Raw genomic sequence first — 21799 nt, 5'->3', positions numbered from 1 at the left:
CTACTTCGCGTCCGGTGGCAGCTGGTTGTACGAGTCGACGCGTTCCTGTCCGCTTAGTTCGGCAATTGCGTCGACAATCCTGTCGGTGGCACGACGACGCTCCGGCAGCGGGTGTTTACGTCCCAACTGCTCGAAGTACAACGGTTCGCCGTAATGAATGGAGAATTTGGTGGGGCGAATCCCCTTCGCACCCGCAGGCTGAAGCTTTTCTGTGCCGATCAATCCCACGGGGATCACAGGAACACCTGTGGTCAGCGCCAACCATCCCACGCCAGTACGGCCTCGGTACAGCTTCCCGTCACGGGAACGCGTACCTTCTGGATAAATACCGATTCCGCTTCCGCTTTCAACGATCTCAACTAACGAGTCCAAGGCTGCCACGGAAGCTGCCTGCTCACCACGCTGCACAGGGATAGAACCTACAGACTCGAAGAAGGTCTTCATGGCTTTGCCTTTAAGACCCGGCGTGGTGAAATACTCCGCCTTCGCAAAAAAAGCGACATCTCGTGGGGTGAGTGCCTGGACGATAATCGAGTCCAGAAAAGAGAGGTGATTTGAGGCGACGATGAAGCCGCCTTCCTTGGGCACGTTATGCAGGCCGGTGATTTCCGGGCGGCACAGGGTGTGCAGCATCCCGCGAATAGATGAGCGGGTCATAGTGTAAAGACTCATTACTTCTGGCCCTCCTGCATCAATTGTCCTTCAAACCGTGCCGCACGTTCTTCACCAAGCAGTAGCACCGCAAGTTCTTGCACGGTAGCTACCTGGTGGTCGGCCACGTCTAATTCGTTTTCAAGCGCGAAACCCCAGCTGACACCAATAGAGGCAACCGAATTTTCACGAGCGGCGTCGAGATCGTAGTACCGATCCCCCACAACCACGCAGCGCGCCGGGTCCAGCTTACCTGCGGTGAGCGCGGCGTGGACAATATGGGTTTTGCTCGATCCCATGGAACCGTGCTCTGATGCGTTGCCAAAGATTGCATCTAGCGACGGGCCGAGGTTCTGCTTGCTAATCAGCTCTCGCGCGATAGGTTCTGGCTTGGCGGTAGTGACCGCCACATAGATCCCGGCTTCTCGCAGAGCTTTCAAAAGTTCGCGAATACCCGGATAAACCCGGGACGCTGCCATGCCAACTTTGGCGTATCGGGCCCGGTAATCGGCAATGATCTGGTCGATATTCCCATCGGTGACACCGTCCAGAGTGCGCAACCCGATTTGCAGGGGTGGACCCACTAACGCTTCGACAGCTTCCTCCCCCGGATCGGTGACGCCATTGGCCACTAGGGCATGACGAATTCCGGATGTTATGGAACCTGCCGGGTCCACGAGAGTCCCGTCCAGATCAAAGAGCACACTTGTTACCGACATATTCACCTAGACATCTTCCCATGAAGCGGACTCACGTAAGCAATCCATAACTGAAATCGCATATTCAGTGGGTCCGCTTCAGTAGTGAATTGTTGAACTAGAGAACTTCGGAAAGGAACTTTCCAGTATGTGAAGCGGCAACCTTCGCCACTTGCTCCGGGCTACCGGTCGCCAGAATGGTGCCACCGCCGGAACCGCCTTCAGGACCCAAATCGATCACCCAGTCAGCGGACTTGATGACATCAAGGTTGTGTTCAATGGTCAACACGGTATTACCCTTGTCGACCAATCCTTGCAGAACCTTGAGCAGCTTACGGATGTCTTCGAAGTGCAACCCAGTGGTCGGCTCGTCCAACACGTAAATGGAGCGACCATTAGAGCGTTTCTGCAGTTCTGCGGCAAGCTTCACGCGCTGCGCTTCACCACCGGACAGCGTGGTGGCCGGCTGCCCCAGACGCACATAACCAAGCCCCACGTCGACTAGGGTGCGCAGGTGGCGGGCGATCGGGGTGAAGGCAGCGAAGAATTCGGCGCCCTCTGAAATCGGCATGTTCAGCACATCTGAAATGTTCTTGCCCTTGTAGAGCACCTGCAAGGTTTCGCGGTTGTAGCGCGCTCCATGGCAGACCTCGCACGGTACGTACACGTCAGGAAGGAAGTTCATTTCGATCTTTAGCGTGCCGTCACCCGAGCATGACTCACAGCGTCCGCCCTTGACGTTAAAGGAGAACCGACCAGGCTGGTAACCGCGTAGCTTCGCTTCGTTAGTTTCTGCGAAAAGCTTACGAATGTTATCAAACACACCGGTGTAAGTGGCCGGGTTTGAACGCGGGGTTCGGCCAATTGGCGACTGGTCAACATGCACAACCTTGTCCAGCTGGTCCAGACCCACCACACGGGTGTGGCGGCCGGGAACCTGCTTGGCGCCATTGAGCTTATTGGCCAGCACCTTGTACAAGATGTCGTTAACGAGAGTCGACTTACCCGAACCAGAGACACCGGTAATGGCGGTGAGCACGCCCAGAGGGAAGTCCACCGTGACATCTTGCAGGTTGTTTTCTTTCGCGCCCACCAGCTTCAGTACACGTTTTTTATCGATCTTTCGGCGCTTGGCCGGCAACTCAATCTGCTTACGTCCCGAGAGGTAGTCACCCGTCAGGGAGCGGGTGTTTTTCTTCAGATCTTCCAGCGAGCCTGAGTGCACTACCTCGCCACCGTGTTCACCGGCGCCCGGCCCAATGTCAACGATCCAGTCGGCCTCGGCGATGGTGTCCTCATCATGTTCAACCACGATGAGAGTGTTGCCCAGCGAACGCAAGTGCAACAAAGTTTCAATTAACCGGCGATTATCACGCTGGTGCAATCCAATGGATGGCTCGTCCAAAACGTAGAGGACACCCACCAGCCCGGAACCGATTTGTGTGGCTAGACGAATACGCTGAGCTTCACCACCGGACAAGGTGCCGGCTGCACGTTCAAGGGTCAAGTATTCCAACCCCACGTCTAGCAAGAACTTCATGCGGGCGCCGATTTCCTTCAGAACCTGGTTGGCGATCTGCGCCTCGCGCTCGCTCAGTTCCAGACTCGTCAGGAATTCTGCGGCCGAACGCAGGTCCATTGCTGCCACCGCGGCGATGGATTTGCCACCAATCAGCACCGACAGTGAGGCCGGGTTGAGTCGCGCCCCACCACAGGTCGGGCAGTGGATCTGACGCATGTACTGCTCATAACGGTCACGAGCGTGATCCGACTCGGTCTCCTGATGCTTGCGGTGAACATAGGAGATGACACCTTCGAAGCCGGTGGAGTACTTACGTTCGCGGCCAAAGCGATTCTTGTACTGCACGACCACCTTATGATCCTTGCCGTGCAAGATTGCCTGGCGCGCGGCAGCCGGAAGGTCTTGCCAGGCGGTGTCCATGGTGAACCCCAGCTCCTTGCCTAGACCTTCGATCAGACGGTTCCAGTACTCGGTAGTCGCCTTGCCTAGGGACCACGGCGCAATGGCGCCCTCGGTCAATGGAAGCTCTGGATCCGGGATGATCAGATGCTCGTCAACCTCAAGCTTGGTGCCGATGCCGCTACAGGCCGAACATGCGCCGAAGGGGTTGTTAAAGGAGAAAGTGCGCGGCTCAATCTCGTCGATAGCCAACGGGTGCTCATTCGGGCACGCGAGGTTCTCGGAGAATGCACGTACCCGCTTCGGATCATCTTCTTCAAGATCAACGAAGTCCACCAGCACACGGCCTTCGGCAAGGTTTAATGCGGTTTCTACCGAGTCGGTCAAGCGCTGTTGCACCGTGTCGTTAATCGCTAGGCGATCAACCACTACCTCGATGGTGTGCTTGATCTGTTTGCCCAACTTCGGTGGGTCTGAAAGCTGAATAGTTTTGCCATCTACTCGCGCGCGGGCAAAGCCCTTGGAGGATAGCTCAGCGAACAGGTCAACGAACTCTCCCTTGCGCGCACGAACCACGGGCGCGAGCACCTGGAAGCGTGTTTTCTCCGGCATTTCCAGCAGCTGGTCAACAATCTGTTGTGGTGTCTGCTTAGAAATTGGCTCACCGCATTCAGGGCAGTGTGGGTGTCCTACACGGGCCCAGAGCAGGCGCATGTAGTCGTACACCTCGGTAATGGTGCCAACGGTTGAACGCGGATTGCGGTTCGTGGATTTCTGGTCGATCGACACTGCCGGGGAAAGACCTTCGATGAAGTCTACGTCCGGTTTGTCGACCTGCCCGAGGAACATGCGCGCATAGGCGGAGAGGGACTCCACGTAGCGTCGCTGTCCTTCGGCGAAAATCGTGTCAAAGGCCAGTGATGATTTGCCCGAACCGGACAGGCCAGTAAAGACGATCATCGCGTCACGAGGTAGATCCACATCCACGTTCTTCAGGTTATGCTCGCGCGCACCCTTAACGATCAGACGGGACAAATCGAGTTTTTTGCTTTCTGCAGTAATAGCCACGAGGTAATACTAATCGAAAACTACTTCGAATAAACATGGCATGTGGCACATATCGGGGTGACTTTCACGAAGGGCGATATTCGTCGGTATTCCGGGTTCAGCGGAGTGCTGGCCCAATGGCACTTCTGGCATCGGCCCCACTGCGCAGCAATGCCATGAGGACCTGACCAAAGGCAGCGAACAACCGTTGACGACCAAGCCCGCAAACTCGGAGCAGGGCGCTGACCGCCGCTCCGCTCTTCGGTTAGGATGATCCTGCTGGTCGTTCCGGAAGTGGAGGCCGAGTTTCAGAGTCGACCATGAGGGATGAATTTAACTTGAGCAAAACCATCATCATCACCGGTGGCAGCGACGGCATTGGCGCGGCCGCTGCACGCACGCTGGTTGACCATGGACATCGAGTGGTCATCGTCGGCCGTTCGGAAAGCAAAACCAGAAAGATCGCCGCAGAGCTCGGTATCCCTTGTTATGTTGCGGACTTCGCTGACCTGGCCCAAGTACGAGGGCTCGCCGAAGAACTTCTTCAGATGTACCCGGAGATCAACGTGCTGGCGAACAACGCGGGCGGCATCATGGACGAGCGCGCCCTGACCACCGCTGGCTATGAGAAAACTTTTCAAGTCAATCACCTTTCCCCATTCCTGCTGACTCGTTTGCTTATGCCGGCACTCATCGCCGGTGGCGCAACGATTATCCAGACAGCCAGTGTGGCTGCGCGGATCTTCGGACGGCTTAACCTCGAAGACCTGCAAAACGCGAATGGCTACACCCCGCAGCGGGCCTACGGCAACGCGAAACTCGCCAATATCCTCTTCACCCAGGAATTGCAGCACCGATTCGGGACACGAGGCATCACCGCCGTGGCTTTCCACCCGGGTATCGTTGCCAGCAGCTTCGCCAGCGAAACCACACACTTCATGCGGTACATCTACCATGGCCCGCTCAAGCGTCTCTTTACCGTCACTCCCGCGCAGGGTTCAGATCAGCTCGTTTGGCTAGCCGAAGGTACCCCTGGAGTAACTTTCCACCCCGGCGCCTACTACGAAGCGCGCAGGATTGCGACGAAGGTCAATCCGGAAATGCACAATTCGCAGACTGCAGAACAACTCTGGAACGCCTCGGACTCACTGCTTTGAAATGCTCTGCCTTCGGATCTGAGCGAGGCTTAGGAAAACTCGGACGCATCCGTTGATCGCTTTGGTGCCTGAGCTGACACCGGCTACGGGTCGTTTGCCTCTTATTGACTCCGCTTCAGGAATTCAGGAGTAAGCACTAAAAACACTCGAGCAAGCGCTGCCGGCCGCCTTAGGGTAGCTAACGGTTCAAAATCGACGTGCCGCCTAGGTCGAATCTACAATTTGTGCAGACTTGGTGGGGTGCATTCCCGCGAACATCAACAGATTCTTTCCCCTGCAATTCGAACTACGTCTTCGACAACAACTAACCGCGCGCAATCCACACCGAAGCCGGCGTCCATGGCCAGGAACAACGAGAGTCCTTCTAGGCCCCATCACTACCGAGATAGCACGCCGATCGCCAACCCCGCGGCGCTCCTGTACATCAAACCCTTCAGGTCAGAAGCTCGACCAGCCATAGGAAGAAACTTTGCGGTGAGCCCGGGCGCTCCCGAGCCACAGTTAGAACCGCGCAGCCTTAGGGAGCGTGGCGGTCGCTCTGCGCGCTGGCACATGAGTGTTCCGAATCGTCACATATATGCCAAAGGACTAGCGCTCGACTTGCTGACTCTGGGTTCGCGGACCAAATGAGCCTCCCGTCGATACGGGCGGCCCCGGTGGTGCCAGACTCGTCACCAGGCAACCCCCGAACTCCGACGGCGGCATAATCCGATCAAAGCGCGGCGCGACTATCTGCTGATGTCTAAGTAGCCCGCGTTCCTTGGCCTCCTCTTCGAATCCGCAACTTATGAATATTCTGTGAGGTTGTGGGGTATTCGGTTAACTCCCGCCTCCTTTGGAGAATCGCACAGGGAACTACCGGATAATAGATGTCAGTAATTGGGCCGGAGGAAGATACTCCGACCAGAAGGGAATGATGAACGCTACAAGCGACAGTCGCTATCACAGTCCGATCCCCCTGTTAGGTATGCAAACCACAGGAACGCAATCCGGCAGGGGGTGTAAATAATGGAATGGATCTCACTGCTTATTGCTGTAGTTCTAATTCTCGCCTGCGGACTTTTTGTAGCTGCCGAGTTCGCCCTCATCACGGTCAACCGCAATGAGGTGAAAAACGCCGCAGATCAGGGAGACCGGCGCGCAGCCGGAGTGCTCAAAGGAATGAGCACGTTGTCTACCCAGCTTTCCGGAGCACAATTAGGCATCACCCTGACCAATCTGGGTATCGGCTTTCTCGCCGAGCCAGCTATCGCAGCACTTCTGGATGGGCCGCTTGAATCGGCCGGTCTCTCCGAAGCAATGGCTCGTTCAATTTCGATCGGCCTGGCTTTAGTGCTTGCTACCATTCTGACCATGGTCTTTGGTGAATTAGTTCCAAAGAACCTCGCTATTGCCAAACCATTTGCTACGGCCAAAGCAGTAGTGGGATTCCAGCGCGGATTCTCCACGGTGACAAAACCTTTGCTGTCCTTCTTTAATGGCAACGCCAACTGGATCGTGCGACGCTTTGGCATCGAACCGAAAGAAGAACTTGCTTCCACGCGTTCGGCTGAAGAACTCGTAGCTCTGGTCGGCCACTCGGCACGCGAAGGAATCCTGCCCTCGGAAACGGCAGAAATGCTGCGCCGTACGGTCGCCTTTGGAAATCGGCGAGCGCACGATGTGATGACCCCACGAACTCGGATGGTCACCGTCAATGCCGCTCATACCGTCGACCAGGTGCTTGAGCTGGCCGCGAAAACTGGCCACTCTCGCTTCCCACTGGTTAATGCCGATGGGCATGAGGTACACGGCCTGGTACATATTCGTACGCTTCTTGGCATCCCACATGACCAACGAGACTTCACCGCAGTAGGCGAACACCAGGATCAGGCCACTTTGGTACCCGACACCGTTGAACTTGATGGCCTCATGGACCAACTGCGCCAGACCGGTTCCCAGATGGCGATTCTCATCGATGAAACCGGAGATATCGCAGGATTGCTGACGCTGGAAGATCTTGTCGAAGAGATCGTCGGCGAGGTGCGTGATGAACATGACCGTGAAGAGAGTACCTCCGAAGCACTGTCTGAAAACTCATGGCGCCTGGACGCTTCACTGCACTCCTATGAAGCCAATGAAATCATTGGCTGCGAGATTCCGGATGACTCCGACTATGAAACTCTTGCAGGCCTTGTCACGGTACACCTGGGCCGGCTTGGACAAATCGGCGACTCAATAACTCTCACGGTTCCCGGCTTACCTGGAAGGCCCCACAAGGAGCTGACCTTGCTGGTTCATGCCACCGATGGACCGAGAATCGCCACGCTGGACGTCACCGCTATTGAGCTATTCGACGAGGAAGAGGCACGATGAGCGACCTGACAGGAATAATCGTCACAATTTTGCTCTTGTTAGCGAACTTCTACTTTGTCGGGGCAGAGTTTGCTCTGATCTCGGCACGTCGAAGCATTATCGAGCCGAAGGCCGAGCATGGCAGCCGAAGCGCAAAGATGACCCTGTGGGCCATTGAGAATGTTTCATTGGTCATGGCTGGCGCCCAGCTTGGCATTACCGTCTGTTCGCTCGCGCTAGGCTACGTCACCAAGCCGCTGGTGAAATATGCGGTGGCAGGACCGTTCGAATCGATCGGTATTCCTGTGTCGTGGATCGATCCGCTCTCCTATGCCATTGCCCTGGCTCTGGTGACATACCTGCACGTGGTTCTTGCGGAAATGGTCCCGAAGAATATGGCGTTGGCCGGACCGGAACGCATGGCTTTGATTCTTGCTCCCAGCATGGTTGTCCTGGTCAAGGTCCTGCGTCCGGTGCTCTGGTCCATGAACGCCATGGGTAACCTGGTGCTCCGCGCCATGGGCGTGACACCCAAGAACGAGGTGGCCAGCACCTTTACCCGTGACGAAGTAGCCAATATGGTTGCCGAATCGCGTCAAGGTGGATTGTTGGACGGGCAAGATGAACGCCTGCTTCTGGGAGCGTTGAGCTTTGATGCGAGAACTATCGGTTCAGTCGCGATCGATTTCGCTCAGGTGAAGACCCTCCCAGTTAACGCGACCGTCGCGCAGGTGGAGGAAGCAGCGGCTCTGGGGTTCTCTCGTTTCCCACTAAGGGATGGCGCAGGGGAACCTGTTGGATATGTGCATATTAAGGATGTTCTAGGGCGCAAGGGCACTTCGCGCTTGCTGCCTTTGGAAGAGGCAGTGGTCCGTGTGCTGCCTGAATTCGCTCCGGAGCAAAGTGTTCGACCGGCACTGCAGTCAATGCAGCGCAGCGGCGCCCACCTGGCACTAGTCAGAGATTCAACGACGGGTGCGGTCACCGGTTTGGTCACCTTAGAAGACCTGCTTGAAGAACTAGTCGGACAGATCCGTCACGACGCAAAATAGTTATAACGAGTATTGAACCGGCTATCTGATCACAGTTAGCCGGTTCAATTTTTTTGTACTCGTTGATTACCCGCTAGTTAGCCAGCATTTTTCATACTTTTTTAATTGCGATGAGCCACAGGTTCTGCGGCGTTTGTGAACTGAGCATCTTAAAAAGGGTAACCACTGGTGAAGTTGCGCCTGCGCACTAGGCGCATTCAAATGCCGCCTGTGACCGGAAGGAAGCTGATTAGCGCGGTAGCGAACTAAAAGCAGCACGCAGGTACTTTACCGCGGTCTCTTCATTTACCGACCAGGTCTGGGATACTCGTGCCAGATCGGCGGCGGCATCGCTGACCTCTTGTTCGCCACGGTCTTCCGTTGCTTGCACGATCGTGCCATGACGGCCGCGGGTCACTACGGCGCCTTGCGCTTCAAGCTCCTTGTAGACTTTTGCCACAGTATTGACCGCAAGATCAAGTTCGCCGGCGAGCGCCCGAACCGAAGGTAGTTTTGTTCCTGGCGCCAAGTCACCGTGGGCGATGCTGGCTAAGATTTGTTCGCGTACCTGCTGGTATGGGGCCACTGCCGACGTCGGGTCGATGCGGATGAAATCCAGATTAGCCATGGGCGCTCCATTCGGTGCAATGCTTGAGGTGATTAACTGAGCCTATCGTGTTCGGGCGGCTGCCCCGCGTAGGCTAAAGCCTATGAGCGAACTTCTCTTAACTGACGTCACGATTCGTTCGGTGAGCGTTTCGGAAATGAATAATAACGTTTATCTGGTCACCGAGCGTACCAGCGGAAAACAGTTGATCATCGATGCTGCAGATGACCTGCCGGCGATTCAAGGACTTGTTGCCAGCGCCGCTTCGGATGGCCCTCCGCCACAGGTCATAGGCATCGCCACGACACACCAGCACTGGGATCATGTGCGGGCGTTATCCGCTGCCGTCGAAACCTACAAGGTACCCACCTATGCGGGAGTCGACGACGTTGCCGGTATCAACAGAGAGGCGGAGGTGTCGATTACCCATGGTTTGAACCACGGCGACCGCGTTACGGTAGGCGAAGTGGTGTTGGAAGCGATTCACCTTCGCGGCCATACCCCGGGATCGATTGCCTACGCCCTACGTGATTCTTCGGGCGAACAGGTCATTTTCAGCGGCGACAGCCTTTTTCCTGGTGGCGTAGGTAATACCGAGAAAGACCAGGAACGTTTCGAGTCGCTGATCAACGACGTATCCGAACGTATATTCGAGAAATTCTCGGATGAAACGCGTGTACTACCCGGCCACGGTGAATCCACGACAGTGGGCACCGAGCGCCCGCACCTGAACGAGTGGCGCCAGCGCGGCTGGTAACCACCGGTGAGCGCCAATTTAGCGCTACTTCTACCTAGAGTCCGGGACCCATGGATGTTCTCATCCGCGGGCCCCGGCACTTATCTCAGGCAATATTCTTACCCGGCACTCTTCAGCCCAGTTTGCGCCCGATCATGAAGATTCTCCGAAAAGGGAAATTTGTGAGTTTCGCCCCGTCTGGTGCGCTAACCGACGGGTAATGCCCAGCGACCTCGCGTGAATAGTCAGCTTCGAAGTCCACGTAGTCACCTTCGGTGAGTGCCGCTTTGACCGGAAGCAGTGCGGTGCCACGTACCCAGTCAAGAATTGGGTCTTCGCCCAGCAGCACCTGATGATAGGTCGTCTCCCAGACGTTGGCCTGGAAGCCTGCATCCAGCAACAGGCGCTGATAGACCTCTGGCTCACTGACAGCGTCGTCGTGGCGAAGTATTCCGGAAAGCTTGTCCGCCCATTTATGCGAGTCCGCTAGCTGCCGCATCACCACGTGTGATGCAGAGCCGAAGTTGCCCGGCACCTGTATAGCCACGTGGGCTCCGGTCTTCAAATCCTTGAGCCACGTCTTTAATAAGTCGCGGTGTTCAGGCAACCACTGCAGCATTGCGTTTGAAAAGAGCAGATCAACTTCGTCGTTGGGGTGCCACTGGCGGACATCAACCAGCTCAAAGTCCAGATTGGTTAGACGTGCCGTGTCTTGAGCCTGGGTGATCATCTCCGGGGAGGAATCCAGCCCGGTTACCTGTGCGGCGGGCCAACGCTGCGCCAATAGGCTCGTCTTATTGCCTGGCCCACAGCCCAAGTCTACGACCCTTTGGGGTGTGATTTCGCCTAACTGACCTAGTAGGTCTTCGTAGGGACGTCCTCGGTAATTGGCGAATTCGGTGTATTTGCTCGGATCCCACTTCATGTTTGTCAGCCTAGCCCCACACTACTTACCGTACTAGCGCCCGGTCACACTTCTCAACGAGATAGGCTTAGAACATCATGTTGCTCACCGATTACCTGCCTGCAGATGCCAAGAACGTTTCCGACGACGAGATTTACGAATCATTTGGCCGCTGGGTAACCACCCGTGGCATTGACTTGTACCCAGCCCAGGACGAGGCATCCATGGCCTTGGCCGCCGGAAGCAACGTCATTTTGGCGACGCCCACCGGCTCAGGTAAGTCCTTAGTCGCCATTGCCGCGCACTTCTACGCAATGGCCCGCGATGAAATCAGCTTCTACACCGCACCGATCAAGGCACTGGTCTCGGAGAAGTTCTTCGACCTATGTAAGATCTTCGGTGCCGAAAACGTTGGCATGGTCACCGGTGATTCCTCGGTGAACGCCGACGCTCCGATCATCTGCTGTACCGCTGAGATCTTGGCTAACATCGCCTTGCGTGAAGGCTCACGGGCCGATGTCGGCGTGGTCATCATGGATGAGTTCCACTTCTACGCTGACCCACAGCGTGGTTGGGCTTGGCAGCTACCATTGATTGAACTGCCGCAGTCGCAGTTCTTGCTGATGAGCGCCACCTTGGGCGATGTCTCGCGCTTTGAAAAGGAGCTCGAAGAGCGTACCGGGAAGACTACGGTCACCGTTGCCCACTCCGAGCGTCCCATCCCCCTGCATTTCTACTACTCGTTGGACCCGGTACAGGAAACCGTCGAGGAACTGATCAAAACACAGCAGGTCCCCATCTACATTGTGCATTTCTCGCAGTTGGACGCGATCGATCGTGCCACCGGGCTGATGAGCATCAATGTATGCACCCGCGAGGAAAAAGACCGCATCGCTGAGCTGGTAGCAGGCTTCCGATTCGCAGCCGGGTTCGGTAAGACGCTGAACCGTCTGGTCCGCCATGGCATCGGAGTGCACCACGCAGGCATGCTGCCTAAGTACCGCCGGTTGGTTGAGCAGCTCGCTCAGGCCGGGCTGCTCAAGGTCATCTGCGGCACCGACACCCTGGGTGTCGGTATCAATGTGCCAATCCGCACCGTGCTCATGACCGCGCTGTCCAAATTTGACGGCACACGTACCCGCACCCTCAACGCCCGTGAATTCCATCAGATTGCCGGACGCGCCGGACGCGCAGGTTTCGATACCGCGGGCACCGTAATGGTGCAGGCTCCCGAGCATGCCATTGAAAATCACAAAGCCATGGAAAAGGCGCTGAAGAAGCACGGCGAAGGCTCCTCCAAACTCAAGCAGATCCCCAAGAAAAAGCCACCACAGAACTTCGTCACCTGGGGCGAGAAAACCTACGACAAAATCGTGCATGCGGATCCGGAAACGCTGAAGTCTTCCTTCCAGGTCTCCCACTCGATGCTACTGAACCTGCTGGAACGCGAAGATAACGCCTTCGAAGCAGCCAAGCGCATCCTCACCGAGAATCATGAAACACCGGCGTCTCAGCGGAAGCTGAAGTTACGCGCCCTAGGCATTCTGCGCGAGCTGATCGCCACCGGTGTGGTGGTTCGCCGCAATGAACCCGATGTCTACGGCAACTACTACGAGCTGACGGTGCACCTTCAGCAGAACTTTGCACTGAACCAGCCGCTCTCGCCTTTCGCTCTGGCAGCGCTGGAGCTCTTCTCCCCCGACTCTCCAAGCTACGCACTAGACGTGGTTTCGGTCATCGAGGCAACCTTGGAGAAGCCGCGTCAGGTGCTTTCTGGCCAAGAGAAGAAGGCCCGCGGTGAAGCCGTTGCCGCGATGAAGGCGGACGGGCTGGACTACGACGCGCGTATGGCAGCTTTGGAAGAAGTCACCTACCCTCAGCCACTGGCCGAAAAGCTTGAAGCGGCCTTCGAACAGTACCGGTCCGGTGCCCCGTGGCTTGCAGACTTCGAGCTTCAGCCGAAGTCCGTGGTGCGAGACATGTACGAGCGGGCCATGGGCTTCTCAGACTTCGTTCAGTATTACCAGCTGGCTCGCTCCGAGGGCGTACTACTGCGCTACCTCACCGACGCCTACAAGGCCTTGCGCCAAACGGTGCCGCAGGATTCGCTGCGCGAAGATCTGGAAGACCTCATCGAGTGGCTCGGCGAATTGATCCGCCAAATCGACTCCTCACTCCTGGATGAGTGGGAGGAACTCTCGCGCGGTGAGCTGCACGAAGAAACCGAGATCACTCCCCCAGCACCGGATAAGCTCACCACCAATGTGCGTGCCTTCAAGGTGATGGTTCGCAACGAAATGTTCCGCCGCGTCAAGCTCTTCGCCGACGAGCAGGATCAGGCGCTGGGCGAACTTGATGGGCACAACGGTTTTGATTCAGATGCCTGGGCCGAGGCGCTGGATAGCTACTTCGAAGAACACGAAGATATCGACGATGGCCCTAACGGCCGCGGCTCGAACCTCTTCGTGATCAATGAGAAGCCAAATCGTATCTGGGAGGTACGTCAGATTTTTGCCGATCCGGAAGAAAACCACGACTGGGGAATCAACGCAACCATCTCCCTAGACGCCTCGGATGAGGCCGGATATCCGGTGGTCACGGTGACCGGCGTAGGACGCATGGATTAGACGTTCACAGTTCACGAAATATTCGCTTAATATGGAGTACTTTCGTGCCTCCGCGACGGTATGGTCGTGGCCATGGATCGCATTCGACTGCGCATGCTCGGCAGCCTCGTCATGTTTATCGCATGGCTCGCCCTGATCAGCAACTACGCAGTGCTCTTCACCGTTGAAGGCTTCATCCCCACGCTTCTCCAGGTGGGACTGGTGCTCGTTGGCACCGGATTACTCTATGTGAGCTGGGCTCCGAAGGTGGACGGCAACCAACCTTAAACCCGGATTTATGCCTCCCTCCCGTGGGCTTGGCGTTTCACGGTTTTGGACAGTCGTGGATGAAGAAGCAACGCGACCGATACCTTTCTTAGTCAAGGACGTAAGATCCCGGTGACTGCTGCGGCATATAGGAGCTACTTCTCGTGCTCGGTATTCCTATCTGCCCAGACTTTGCCGGCTACCTTCCAACAGTGCTCTTGTCTCGTTTGATGTCCCCACGCGAGAAAAATTTTCGCGGCATCAGATGTTCGAAGATACTTATGGCATGAAGAAATACGTCCGGCACAGTTCTCATCTGAGATCCGTAAAGGCGCTGACTTCCCGGACTCGACTGCGGCAGACGGGTGCTTTTCCGACTCTGAAGCTACTTCTTACTCTGGTGGCGCCACGAATCGACGTGATATGTCCGTTGTTGCTTCATGCCATACTCTTAACTCGGTTTTTTGGGGACGAGTAAGACAACAGTAGTGTTCTAGACGAAGGTACAGGGCCGGTACCGTTCTCAGACATGACACGTAGATACCAGCGGCTCCCGGATGCTACTGCGGCACATGGAAGTTTCTTCATTTGTGGCTATCAATATCGCCGTGTTGCCCCAGGGAGACCGCCGGGACAATGCGTATGCGGAGCGCGACTGCCTAATGAATTCTTTCCGCACTCGAACTGCAACGAGGCGCAGCTTCACCTGTGTGGTCAGGCCCCGCGCAGAGTGGCCCTCATCTCGATCCAAAGAACATGGGAGTCTCCCTCAGCCATTATCTCGTCAATATCGGGACCCCGAAAATTTAAGAACCTCCTCTGCTACAAGTAACCTTCGTGTCGAACGAATGTCATTCGAGCGAAGAACTTCTATTTTCCCAATTCCGCAGACTCGGCCATACAACCAGTGCACAAACGATAAAGACAAGCGCTCCAGCGAGGAACGGAGTTGCCAGACTGCCCACCGTTGCCAATATCCCTCCGAGACCAGCGCCGATAGTAAGACCAGCAAGTCCAAACAATTTGGTGACGGCGTTGACCCTTCCACGTAGTTCATCCGGGACCAACCGTTGGCGCAACGAACTGACACAGATACCAAAAAGCACGGCATGCAAAATGTAAACGGCCAGTAGCGCTGCCACCAACCATGGAATATCGGTCAGATAGATGGCAAACAGGCTAACTGATCCAAGGCATAAGCTTCCTGTCGTCATGGCCGCGTATCCGAATTTACGTCGCAGCCTTGAGGCAATGGCTGATCCAAGAAGTCCGCCGAGCGCCGATACAGAAAGTAAAAGACCATAGCCCGCGGAGCCAAGCCCCAAGACGTCCTCGGCGAAGAGGACAAGGATAGAAAACGGCATCATATATGCGATGCTGACTAACCCGCTGACGATAGCCAAGGAACGTAATAACTTGTGTCGAACGAGCCATGCACCACCTTCGAACACTTCGCGGCGCAACGAAGGAGGCTGTTTCGTTCGGGGCTTAGCTCGGAAGGTGCCGGTCATTCCCAAGAAAAATAGCGCCGCCGCAGCGTAGGCGCTACCCGTGATTGCAATGGGTAACGATACTGCGGCAGCAAATAATAGGCCCCCAGTGGGTGGTCCAATGAATTCATCAGCGATAAGTTGAGTCGCCGTAATCTGACTGTTGGCCTTATCCAAGTCTTTGCTACCAACAACTGACGGCAATATCGATAGTGCCGAGTTGTCTGCTGCTGTCTCTAGGATGCCTATTAGGCTAAAGACTACGTAGAGTGCGGCGATTGACCCTGCCCCGCTAACTACTACTACCGCCAGTGCGATCAAGAGAATGCTTCGACTGAGATTGGCGATCCACAGAATGGTTTTGCGGTCTAGCCGATCCACAAACGCGCCGATGGGCAGAACCACCATGAGCTTTGCCGCCGTATAGGCCATCGATAGGCCTGCAATCAGCACGGGATCAGAGGTAAGTGCGGTAGCCAGAAGTGGAATGGCAACGAAGTTTATGCCATCCCCGAAATTTGAAGCGGCGTTTCCAGCCCAAAGCTTCCGATACTCTCGTCCCAGCGGCATAGCACCTCACTTTACAGCCAAGATCAATCGCTGAAGACTGTCCTCTGTTGAGGGTCCTGCGTAATGGCTCACAGGATCTTCTGAGCAGCCAGTGGAAACGGAGGGAAACTTTTTAGACAGCAAGGCCATGGCACGAACTCAAGCTTTTTCAAGTGGCACCGCTTGAATGCTCTTTATTTGAGGCGTGAGTACATGTACATGTCTTTACGCAGCCCGCCGACTTCCTGCCAGCTACGCAGCAGCCCTTCACGCGTGTATCCACACCGCTCCGCCGCTCGCCAAGAGCCTTCATTCCATGGTTCCACATAGAGTTCGAGACGGTGAATGTCCCGCCGGGCAATTGCCCACGTTGATAAGGCATCTAGGGCGCTAGAGACTATCCCTTTATTCCGGTGAGCCGCACCAACCCAGTAGCCAACGCTGCCCCGACCCTGATCGATGTTTTTCAGCCACAGGCCGATTTGGCCCACGGCTTGATCGGTTTTTGCATCCGCGATGGCGAAAGAGTATCCGGAATGAGTAACAAGTCGCTGATGTTGCCGTCCGATGTAATCGACTATTTCTTCATCTGCAGCGTTGGCGGGAACAGTAGTGATGAGCGGAATCAGTGGGTCGAGCGAAGCTTGCCGAACCAATCCAGCATCTTGCAATGTAAATGGACGCAGCCGATATTCCGAAGCATCCAAGGCAGGCTGAATCAAAGGATCCATTCTAAAAGCGTAACTGTTGGCAGTCACGCAAAGCAGGTCGGCGACATTCCTAAGACCCAGCCGTGTCATTGATCCATCCGAGTAATTGTGCAGGCACTCCTGCTCCTGAACACTCTGATGAGGCCAAGAGGAGCCGCTTAGATTCTCCATAGTTCGGCAACGCATGGCTAGCTGTTCGCACTCCGGGGCCAACGAGGACCGGGCGAAGCCAACCGACCAGGTTTTAAGCTGCGCCGTTGTGAGCGACAAATTCACCGGCCGTGCACGCCTCAAACCAGTAGCCATTTCGGTCACTGAAGATTCTGAAGCCTCCAACAAGGGCCAGGCAGCGAGGACACTGCTTCTAAAATCCTGACACTGAGTATTGTCGTTTCATTCCTGTCGTGGCTCGTCCCCAATCACTGGATTGCACTCGGCTTTGATGCAGCTCAAAGGATGCTGCGTCGCGAAAACACTCCGCGACATCCCATACCATCGGGTCGTCAGTTTGGTTCACCTCGAAGAAGACGCATCCAAGCTCAGCACGTGTCAGCTCAATATGCTTAGGCAAAAATTCCACAACAATTGCAATTTCATCGACGTCGTGGCAAATCAGCTGTCCCGTCAGAAAGATGTTGTTCACAAGATTAATCCTGCCATGGACTATCAGCACATCGACTGATGAACAGTACCGAAAGTCGCTGCCCCGGGCAGCATATAGATTTCTAATCTTGGTCGCGATAGATCCTCGATGCGTGGCGGCTCCGTCAAGCCAAACTGCTACTGAACGTTGGCGTAATTCCTCTTGAGACTGAGCCGTTTCTAAGGGTGTTTCCACCGCCCAGCGCAACCGTTACTGGTTTCGGCCGTAGGTGGAAACTTTAACGGGACGGTATGAAGTCAAAGTTGAAATCGATGTCCTTTTTTGTCGTTCTCTGTACACCTTAAGAATCCTGCTCTAGGATTTGTCGTGGATTTTATCCACTATTGGGCGGAGCCAAAAATGCCACGCAAGCTCGTTTACTATGTAGCGGTGAGCCTCGATGGATACATCGCCGCGCCTAATGGCGATCCTTCAGCTTTCCCTGTCGAAGGTGACCATATGCACGTGGTGCTCGGAGAATACACCGATGCCGTTCCTTCCCACGTGCAGCAAGCTTTGGGGCTCGCTGCTCCCCACACGATCTTTGACACCGTCATCATGGGGTGGAATACCTACAACCCAGAAATCAGTGGCGGAATAGATAACCCCTACGCGCATTTGCATCAGATCGTCGCATCCAGAAATGCGCGCACCGTGCCGGAGAATGTCGAACTTACTCATGATCCACTGGCCAGGATCCGCGAGTTGAAACAGGAATCCGGCTTGGACATCTACCTTTGTGGCGGCGGAGCGCTAGCAGGCGAGCTGCTACCTGAAATTGATCGGCTCGTCCTCAAACGCAACCCGTTGGTTTTTGGCTCGGGCATTGCGCTGTTCGGGCAGGCAAGTTACCAGCCGTTTCCGTTTAGCCACACCCGTACCCGAAACTTCGAATCGGGAGTCAGCATCACCGAATACGAACGCTCAAGCTAGGTCAGAATTATCGCAACTGCGACATAGGAAGTCAGGAGGCTGGCAAGGATCCATTCCGCTTTCGATCCGGTTTCGGCAAGGATCGGAAGTGCTACGCGTCCGTTCGCTTTCCAGCAGTCACCGATCACCGGTAGCTTGCGGAACCAGCGAGGCGCGCCAATCTTGATCGGCCACAACAGGTTGCAACCGCCAATGGTGAGCATATCCCCCACGATGTGAACGATCACCCCAACGGTGACCGCCAGCGGAAACCAAGCTCTCTCATCCGGTGCGTTCATTCCAACAAACGCGCCAGCAGCCAACGCAATCACCCAACACAAAAGCGGAGGCATGAACTTCACGCTCTTTACCGCGAAGGAAATCAGCAAGATCGCGAAGAGCGCCGCCCCGGGATAGACCACCCCCAGTTGGTCCACTTCCGTTGACCAAGAATCAGCCAACCAGGCAATAAATATAAAGAACAAGATCCCCAAGATTGAGTGGGTACCGTTACGGTGTCCGCCAGCAACCTTACCGATCATCCGAGTCACCATATTTGAAATCGGTGGCAAGGAACGCGCAATCGTCGCCTTGTGATGGTCCGCGTCGGGAAGCAACGCTGCCCCGGCGCAAACGATCGCGCCGGCCAAGGTTTCCCACCGCTCCATATGGAGTACGCCGAATCCAAGATTCATCGAACCAACCGTTACCGGAGTTGTTATTGCAAGCCAGGCGGCCGCGCCGCTCATGGCGTGGTGTCCACCCATCATGAATTCAACCTTAGGACTGGTCACCGACGATATAGCTACATGACGGCGGTAAGCTTAAACACATGAGCACAATCAGAGAAGCGCGCCTTACAGACTGCCCCCAGATCCTGGAATTAATCCACGAACTAGCGGTCTACGAGAAGGAACCAGACGCGGTCAAAAACACCGTCGACGAGCTGGAAAAGCACCTTTTCGGCGCAGACCCGAAGGTATTCACGCACGTCGCCGAGGATGAGTCAGGCCAGCTGGTCGGTATCGCGATGTGGTTTCTGACGTACTCCACGTGGGAAGGGCGTCACGGTATTCATTTGGAAGACCTCTACGTTCGTGACAGTGAACGTGGTGAAGGAACCGGAACCGCACTGTTGAAGACACTCGCACAAATTTGCATAGATCGCGGCTACCGCCGAATGGAATGGGCCGTTCTTGACTGGAACGCTCCAGCCATTGGATTCTATGATTCGATCGGTTCGTCCACCATGGACGGCTGGAGCACCCGCCGGCTGGACGGCGACGCACTACAGGAGATGGCTCGATGATTCACTACCGCGGCATGGATGTCACCGAACACCGTATTGAAGTTCCCCTAGATCATCATGACCCAAACGGTGAAAAAATCACCGTCTTCGCCCGCGAAATTAGCACCGATGAGTCAAAGCCTTGGTTGCTATTCTTGCAAGGCGGCCCCGGCGGTAAATCACCGCGCCCCGGCTCCTTGTCGGGCTGGCTAGCCGAAGCTGCCAAAAACTTCCGCGTACTGCTACTAGATCAGCGTGGCACTGGCCTCTCCACCCCTGCTAACCGCCAGTCTTTGGGGCTTCGCGGCGACGCAGCAGCTCAGGCCCGCTACTTGTCACACTTCCGCGCGGACTCAATCGTTCGTGATGCAGAGGCACTGCGCGAACACTTAGCTATCAACAAGTGGAGCACCTTGGGTCAGAGCTATGGTGGCTTCTGCACGCTGACGTATCTCTCCATGTTCCCTCACTCGTTGGAGCGGTGTTTAGTCACCGGGGGCCTGGCTTCATTGGACGGTGATGCGCAGACTGTCTACCGCTCCACCTATCAGCGCATGGCCGAACGTAACCGTGAGTACTTCTCCTGGTACCCGCAGGATTTTGATACGTTGCACAAAATTTATGAGCACCTGAGGCACAACGACGACGAGTTGTTGCCCGACGGTCGCAAAGTCACCGTGCCTTTGGTGCAGATGCTGGGAATGTTCTTAGGTGGCAATACTCGAGTACACCTGTTGCACCATGTCTTTGAAGAAGCCTTCGTATCGACTCCAGGTGGAGAACGACTTTCCGACACCTTCTTGGCAACCCTCTACGCTCAGGCCTCTTTCGCTACGAACCCGCTCTACGCGCTGATGCATGAAACCATTTATGCGCAAGGCGCGGCTACCAATTGGGCCGCCGAGTCCGTCATGGAAGAATTCCCGGATTTCACAGAACATTCGGACACCCCACTTTTGACCGGAGAGATGATCTATCGCTGGCATTTCACCGACGATCCGGTACTCCGGCCCTTCGAAGAGGTGGCAAGAATTTTAGCTGAGCACGAACATTTCGGGCCACTCTACGATCTGGATGTCCTTTCGCAGAATACGGTTCCGGTGGCGGCTGCGGTTTATCACGACGATGTTTATGTGGACCGCGAACTTTCCTTGCGCACCGCTTCCCAAGTCAACGGGCTGCAGGCCTGGGTCACCGAGGAATTCCACCACGATGGAATCGGCGACGAAGGACCTGCAATCTTCCGCCGCCTACTAGCAATGACCAACGGTGAAGATCCCGAGGCGGCCGCCAACGCAGGCTAGTGGCTATCGCAGGTGCCAGCACATGGTTAGACTGGCACACAAGCAAGAGCGAGGGGCAACTTCTCGGTTCTTGTTTCGCGTCAGACCAAGCGCACGGAGTGGCTTGTTACACGTTGCCACTACCGCCGTGCTAGGTTTCGCATAAGGGCATCTTGCCCGTCATAAAGGTCGAAAGGAACACTATGGGAAACAGTATTAATGGTGTCGATGTTCCAGCCGATCTGGTCTCGAAGGTCGAAGAGTTGGACGGCATCATCGCAGCCGCCCACGTGCCATACAACATTGCTTTAGACCGCGCCGATGAAGATGGATTGGTCTACAAGTTTGTAGATTCTGACATCGACTTCGCACTCGTGCTCCATGGCGAGGCATTCTTTGTCACCACCCCAGCGTTAGACGATTCGGACGCCGATTTTGAACCGGTATACACCTTCGACCCTGAGTACCCACTCACCGCCGAGGACTTCGCCGAGCGGCTCACCGACTTCGTGAACCTGGCGGTAAATTGGCAAGAAGTTTCCGAACTGCCATTCGTTGCCGAAAACCCTGAGTACTTCGGTCCCTCAGATAAGCCAAACAGCATTCTGCTCTACGAAGATGGTTACCGCTATGAACTACTGTTCGTAGAAAACGGCGACCACTTGGTGCTGGCACGTCCAATCGACACCGAAGCCTACGAGGTGGACCCCGACGAGGACGAAGACGAAATCCCGTTGGTCTACACCAACCACCACATGTTGCACCCGACCATGGGTTCAGCGTTCATCGTGATGCTGGCCGAGACCTTCGGACTCCCAGCCGAGGAAGAGGCACTGCTCGCACCACTGCGCATCATCCTCACCCCGACGAACTAACACCGCTTACAGCAGTCTGGAGCGTGACTCAGCCGCATCGGTGAGTCACGCTCCAGATTCATTTAACACAAAAGAATACCCACCGTAGCT

19 protein-coding genes are annotated in these 21799 nt (G+C 55.7%); 10 read left to right on the top strand and 9 right to left on the bottom strand.

All coding sequences use genetic code 11. The features are described 5' to 3' along the window. The 3 genes from CIK74_RS04455 to uvrA form a co-directional block, all read right to left on the bottom strand. On the bottom strand, positions 1-672 hold the full coding sequence (locus CIK74_RS04455; RefSeq protein WP_096254573.1) for a lysophospholipid acyltransferase family protein: 672 nt from the start codon (positions 670-672) through the stop codon (positions 1-3). Then, complete coding sequence (locus CIK74_RS04450) at positions 672-1370, bottom strand: HAD hydrolase-like protein (RefSeq protein WP_240520457.1); 699 nt, start codon at positions 1368-1370, stop codon at positions 672-674. The genes CIK74_RS04455 and CIK74_RS04450 overlap by 1 nt, the downstream gene beginning before the upstream one ends. Positions 1371-1467: 97 nt before the next feature. After that, on the bottom strand, positions 1468-4338 hold the full coding sequence (gene uvrA / locus CIK74_RS04445) for an excinuclease ABC subunit UvrA (protein ID WP_096254572.1): 2871 nt from the start codon (positions 4336-4338) through the stop codon (positions 1468-1470). Positions 4339-4655: 317 nt separating this feature from the next. On the opposite strand from uvrA, the gene CIK74_RS04440 reads away from it, so the two are divergent. From CIK74_RS04440 to CIK74_RS04430, 3 genes are all read left to right on the top strand, one after another. Beyond that, positions 4656-5474: an SDR family NAD(P)-dependent oxidoreductase gene (locus tag CIK74_RS04440; protein WP_240520456.1), complete on the top strand. Its 819-nt coding sequence runs from the start codon at positions 4656-4658 to the stop codon at positions 5472-5474. Between the two features lie 1008 nt (positions 5475-6482). Continuing rightward, complete coding sequence (locus CIK74_RS04435) at positions 6483-7829, top strand: hemolysin family protein (protein WP_096254570.1); 1347 nt, start codon at positions 6483-6485, stop codon at positions 7827-7829. Continuing rightward, a complete protein-coding gene (locus CIK74_RS04430) occupies positions 7826-8860 on the top strand; it encodes a hemolysin family protein (RefSeq protein WP_096254569.1) in 1035 nt (344 codons plus the stop codon). The genes CIK74_RS04435 and CIK74_RS04430 overlap by 4 nt, the downstream gene beginning before the upstream one ends. A gap of 229 nt (positions 8861-9089) precedes the next feature. Here the strand turns inward: CIK74_RS04430 and CIK74_RS04425 are convergent, their stop codons facing one another. Beyond that, complete coding sequence (locus CIK74_RS04425; protein WP_096254568.1) at positions 9090-9467, bottom strand: GntR family transcriptional regulator; 378 nt, start codon at positions 9465-9467, stop codon at positions 9090-9092. 82 nt (positions 9468-9549) lie between these two features. Between CIK74_RS04425 and CIK74_RS04420 the strand changes: the two genes are divergently transcribed. After that, the gene (locus CIK74_RS04420) at positions 9550-10203 is read left to right on the top strand and encodes an MBL fold metallo-hydrolase (protein ID WP_096254567.1); all 654 of its coding nucleotides are present in this window, start codon (positions 9550-9552) and stop codon (positions 10201-10203) included. Between the two features lie 112 nt (positions 10204-10315). Here CIK74_RS04420 and CIK74_RS04415 read toward each other — a convergent pair whose 3' ends face one another. Then, on the bottom strand, positions 10316-11107 hold the full coding sequence (locus CIK74_RS04415; protein WP_096254566.1) for a methyltransferase domain-containing protein: 792 nt from the start codon (positions 11105-11107) through the stop codon (positions 10316-10318). A 77-nt stretch (positions 11108-11184) separates the two neighbouring features. Here CIK74_RS04415 and CIK74_RS04410 point away from each other — a divergent pair, with 77 nt between their 5' ends. Continuing rightward, entirely contained in the window at positions 11185-13713 is a 2529-nt protein-coding gene (locus CIK74_RS04410; RefSeq protein WP_096254565.1) for a DEAD/DEAH box helicase, read from the top strand. 72 nt (positions 13714-13785) lie between these two features. Continuing rightward, a complete protein-coding gene (locus tag CIK74_RS04405) occupies positions 13786-13980 on the top strand; it encodes a hypothetical protein (protein ID WP_141392867.1) in 195 nt (64 codons plus the stop codon). An 830-nt stretch (positions 13981-14810) separates the two neighbouring features. Here CIK74_RS04405 and CIK74_RS04400 read toward each other — a convergent pair. The 3 genes from CIK74_RS04400 to CIK74_RS04385 all read right to left on the bottom strand — a co-directional run bounded on the left by CIK74_RS04400 (position 14811) and on the right by CIK74_RS04385 (position 17351). Then, entirely contained in the window at positions 14811-16019 is a 1209-nt protein-coding gene (locus CIK74_RS04400) for an MFS transporter (protein ID WP_096254563.1), read from the bottom strand. 173 nt (positions 16020-16192) lie between these two features. After that, positions 16193-16729, bottom strand: coding sequence for a GNAT family protein (locus tag CIK74_RS04395; RefSeq protein WP_096254672.1), 537 nt, complete (start codon positions 16727-16729; stop codon positions 16193-16195). Positions 16730-17072: 343 nt separating this feature from the next. Next, positions 17073-17351, bottom strand: a complete 279-nt coding sequence (locus tag CIK74_RS04385; RefSeq protein ID WP_096254561.1) for an antibiotic biosynthesis monooxygenase — start codon at positions 17349-17351, stop codon at positions 17073-17075. Positions 17352-17678: 327 nt separating this feature from the next. On the opposite strand from CIK74_RS04385, the gene CIK74_RS04380 reads away from it, so the two are divergent. Further along, complete coding sequence (locus tag CIK74_RS04380; protein ID WP_308422418.1) at positions 17679-18284, top strand: dihydrofolate reductase family protein; 606 nt, start codon at positions 17679-17681, stop codon at positions 18282-18284. On the opposite strand, the gene CIK74_RS04375 is transcribed toward CIK74_RS04380, so the two are convergent. Beyond that, entirely contained in the window at positions 18281-19033 is a 753-nt protein-coding gene (locus tag CIK74_RS04375) for a metal-dependent hydrolase (RefSeq protein ID WP_096254560.1), read from the bottom strand. The genes CIK74_RS04380 and CIK74_RS04375 overlap by 4 nt on opposite strands. 62 nt (positions 19034-19095) lie before the next feature. Between CIK74_RS04375 and CIK74_RS04370 the strand changes: the two genes are divergently transcribed. The 3 genes from CIK74_RS04370 (at position 19096) to CIK74_RS04360 (ending at position 21709) form a co-directional block, all read left to right on the top strand. Next, on the top strand, positions 19096-19572 hold the full coding sequence (locus CIK74_RS04370; RefSeq protein WP_096254559.1) for a GNAT family N-acetyltransferase: 477 nt from the start codon (positions 19096-19098) through the stop codon (positions 19570-19572). Continuing rightward, positions 19569-20855: an alpha/beta fold hydrolase gene (locus CIK74_RS04365; RefSeq protein ID WP_096254558.1), complete on the top strand. Its 1287-nt coding sequence runs from the start codon at positions 19569-19571 to the stop codon at positions 20853-20855. The genes CIK74_RS04370 and CIK74_RS04365 overlap by 4 nt, the downstream gene beginning before the upstream one ends. Positions 20856-21037: 182 nt before the next feature. Further along, positions 21038-21709 carry a hypothetical protein gene (locus CIK74_RS04360; RefSeq protein ID WP_096254557.1) on the top strand — a complete coding sequence of 224 codons (672 nt, stop codon included), beginning with the start codon at positions 21038-21040 and terminating at the stop codon, positions 21707-21709. Positions 21710-21799: the final 90 nt, after the last annotated feature.

The sequence above is a fragment of the Glutamicibacter sp. BW77 genome (assembly GCF_002332285.1).
Classification (GTDB): Bacteria; Actinomycetota; Actinomycetes; order Actinomycetales; family Micrococcaceae; genus Glutamicibacter; species Glutamicibacter bergerei.
Note: the sequence above shows the minus strand (reverse complement) of the source record. Positions and strands in the feature narration are given on the sequence as shown.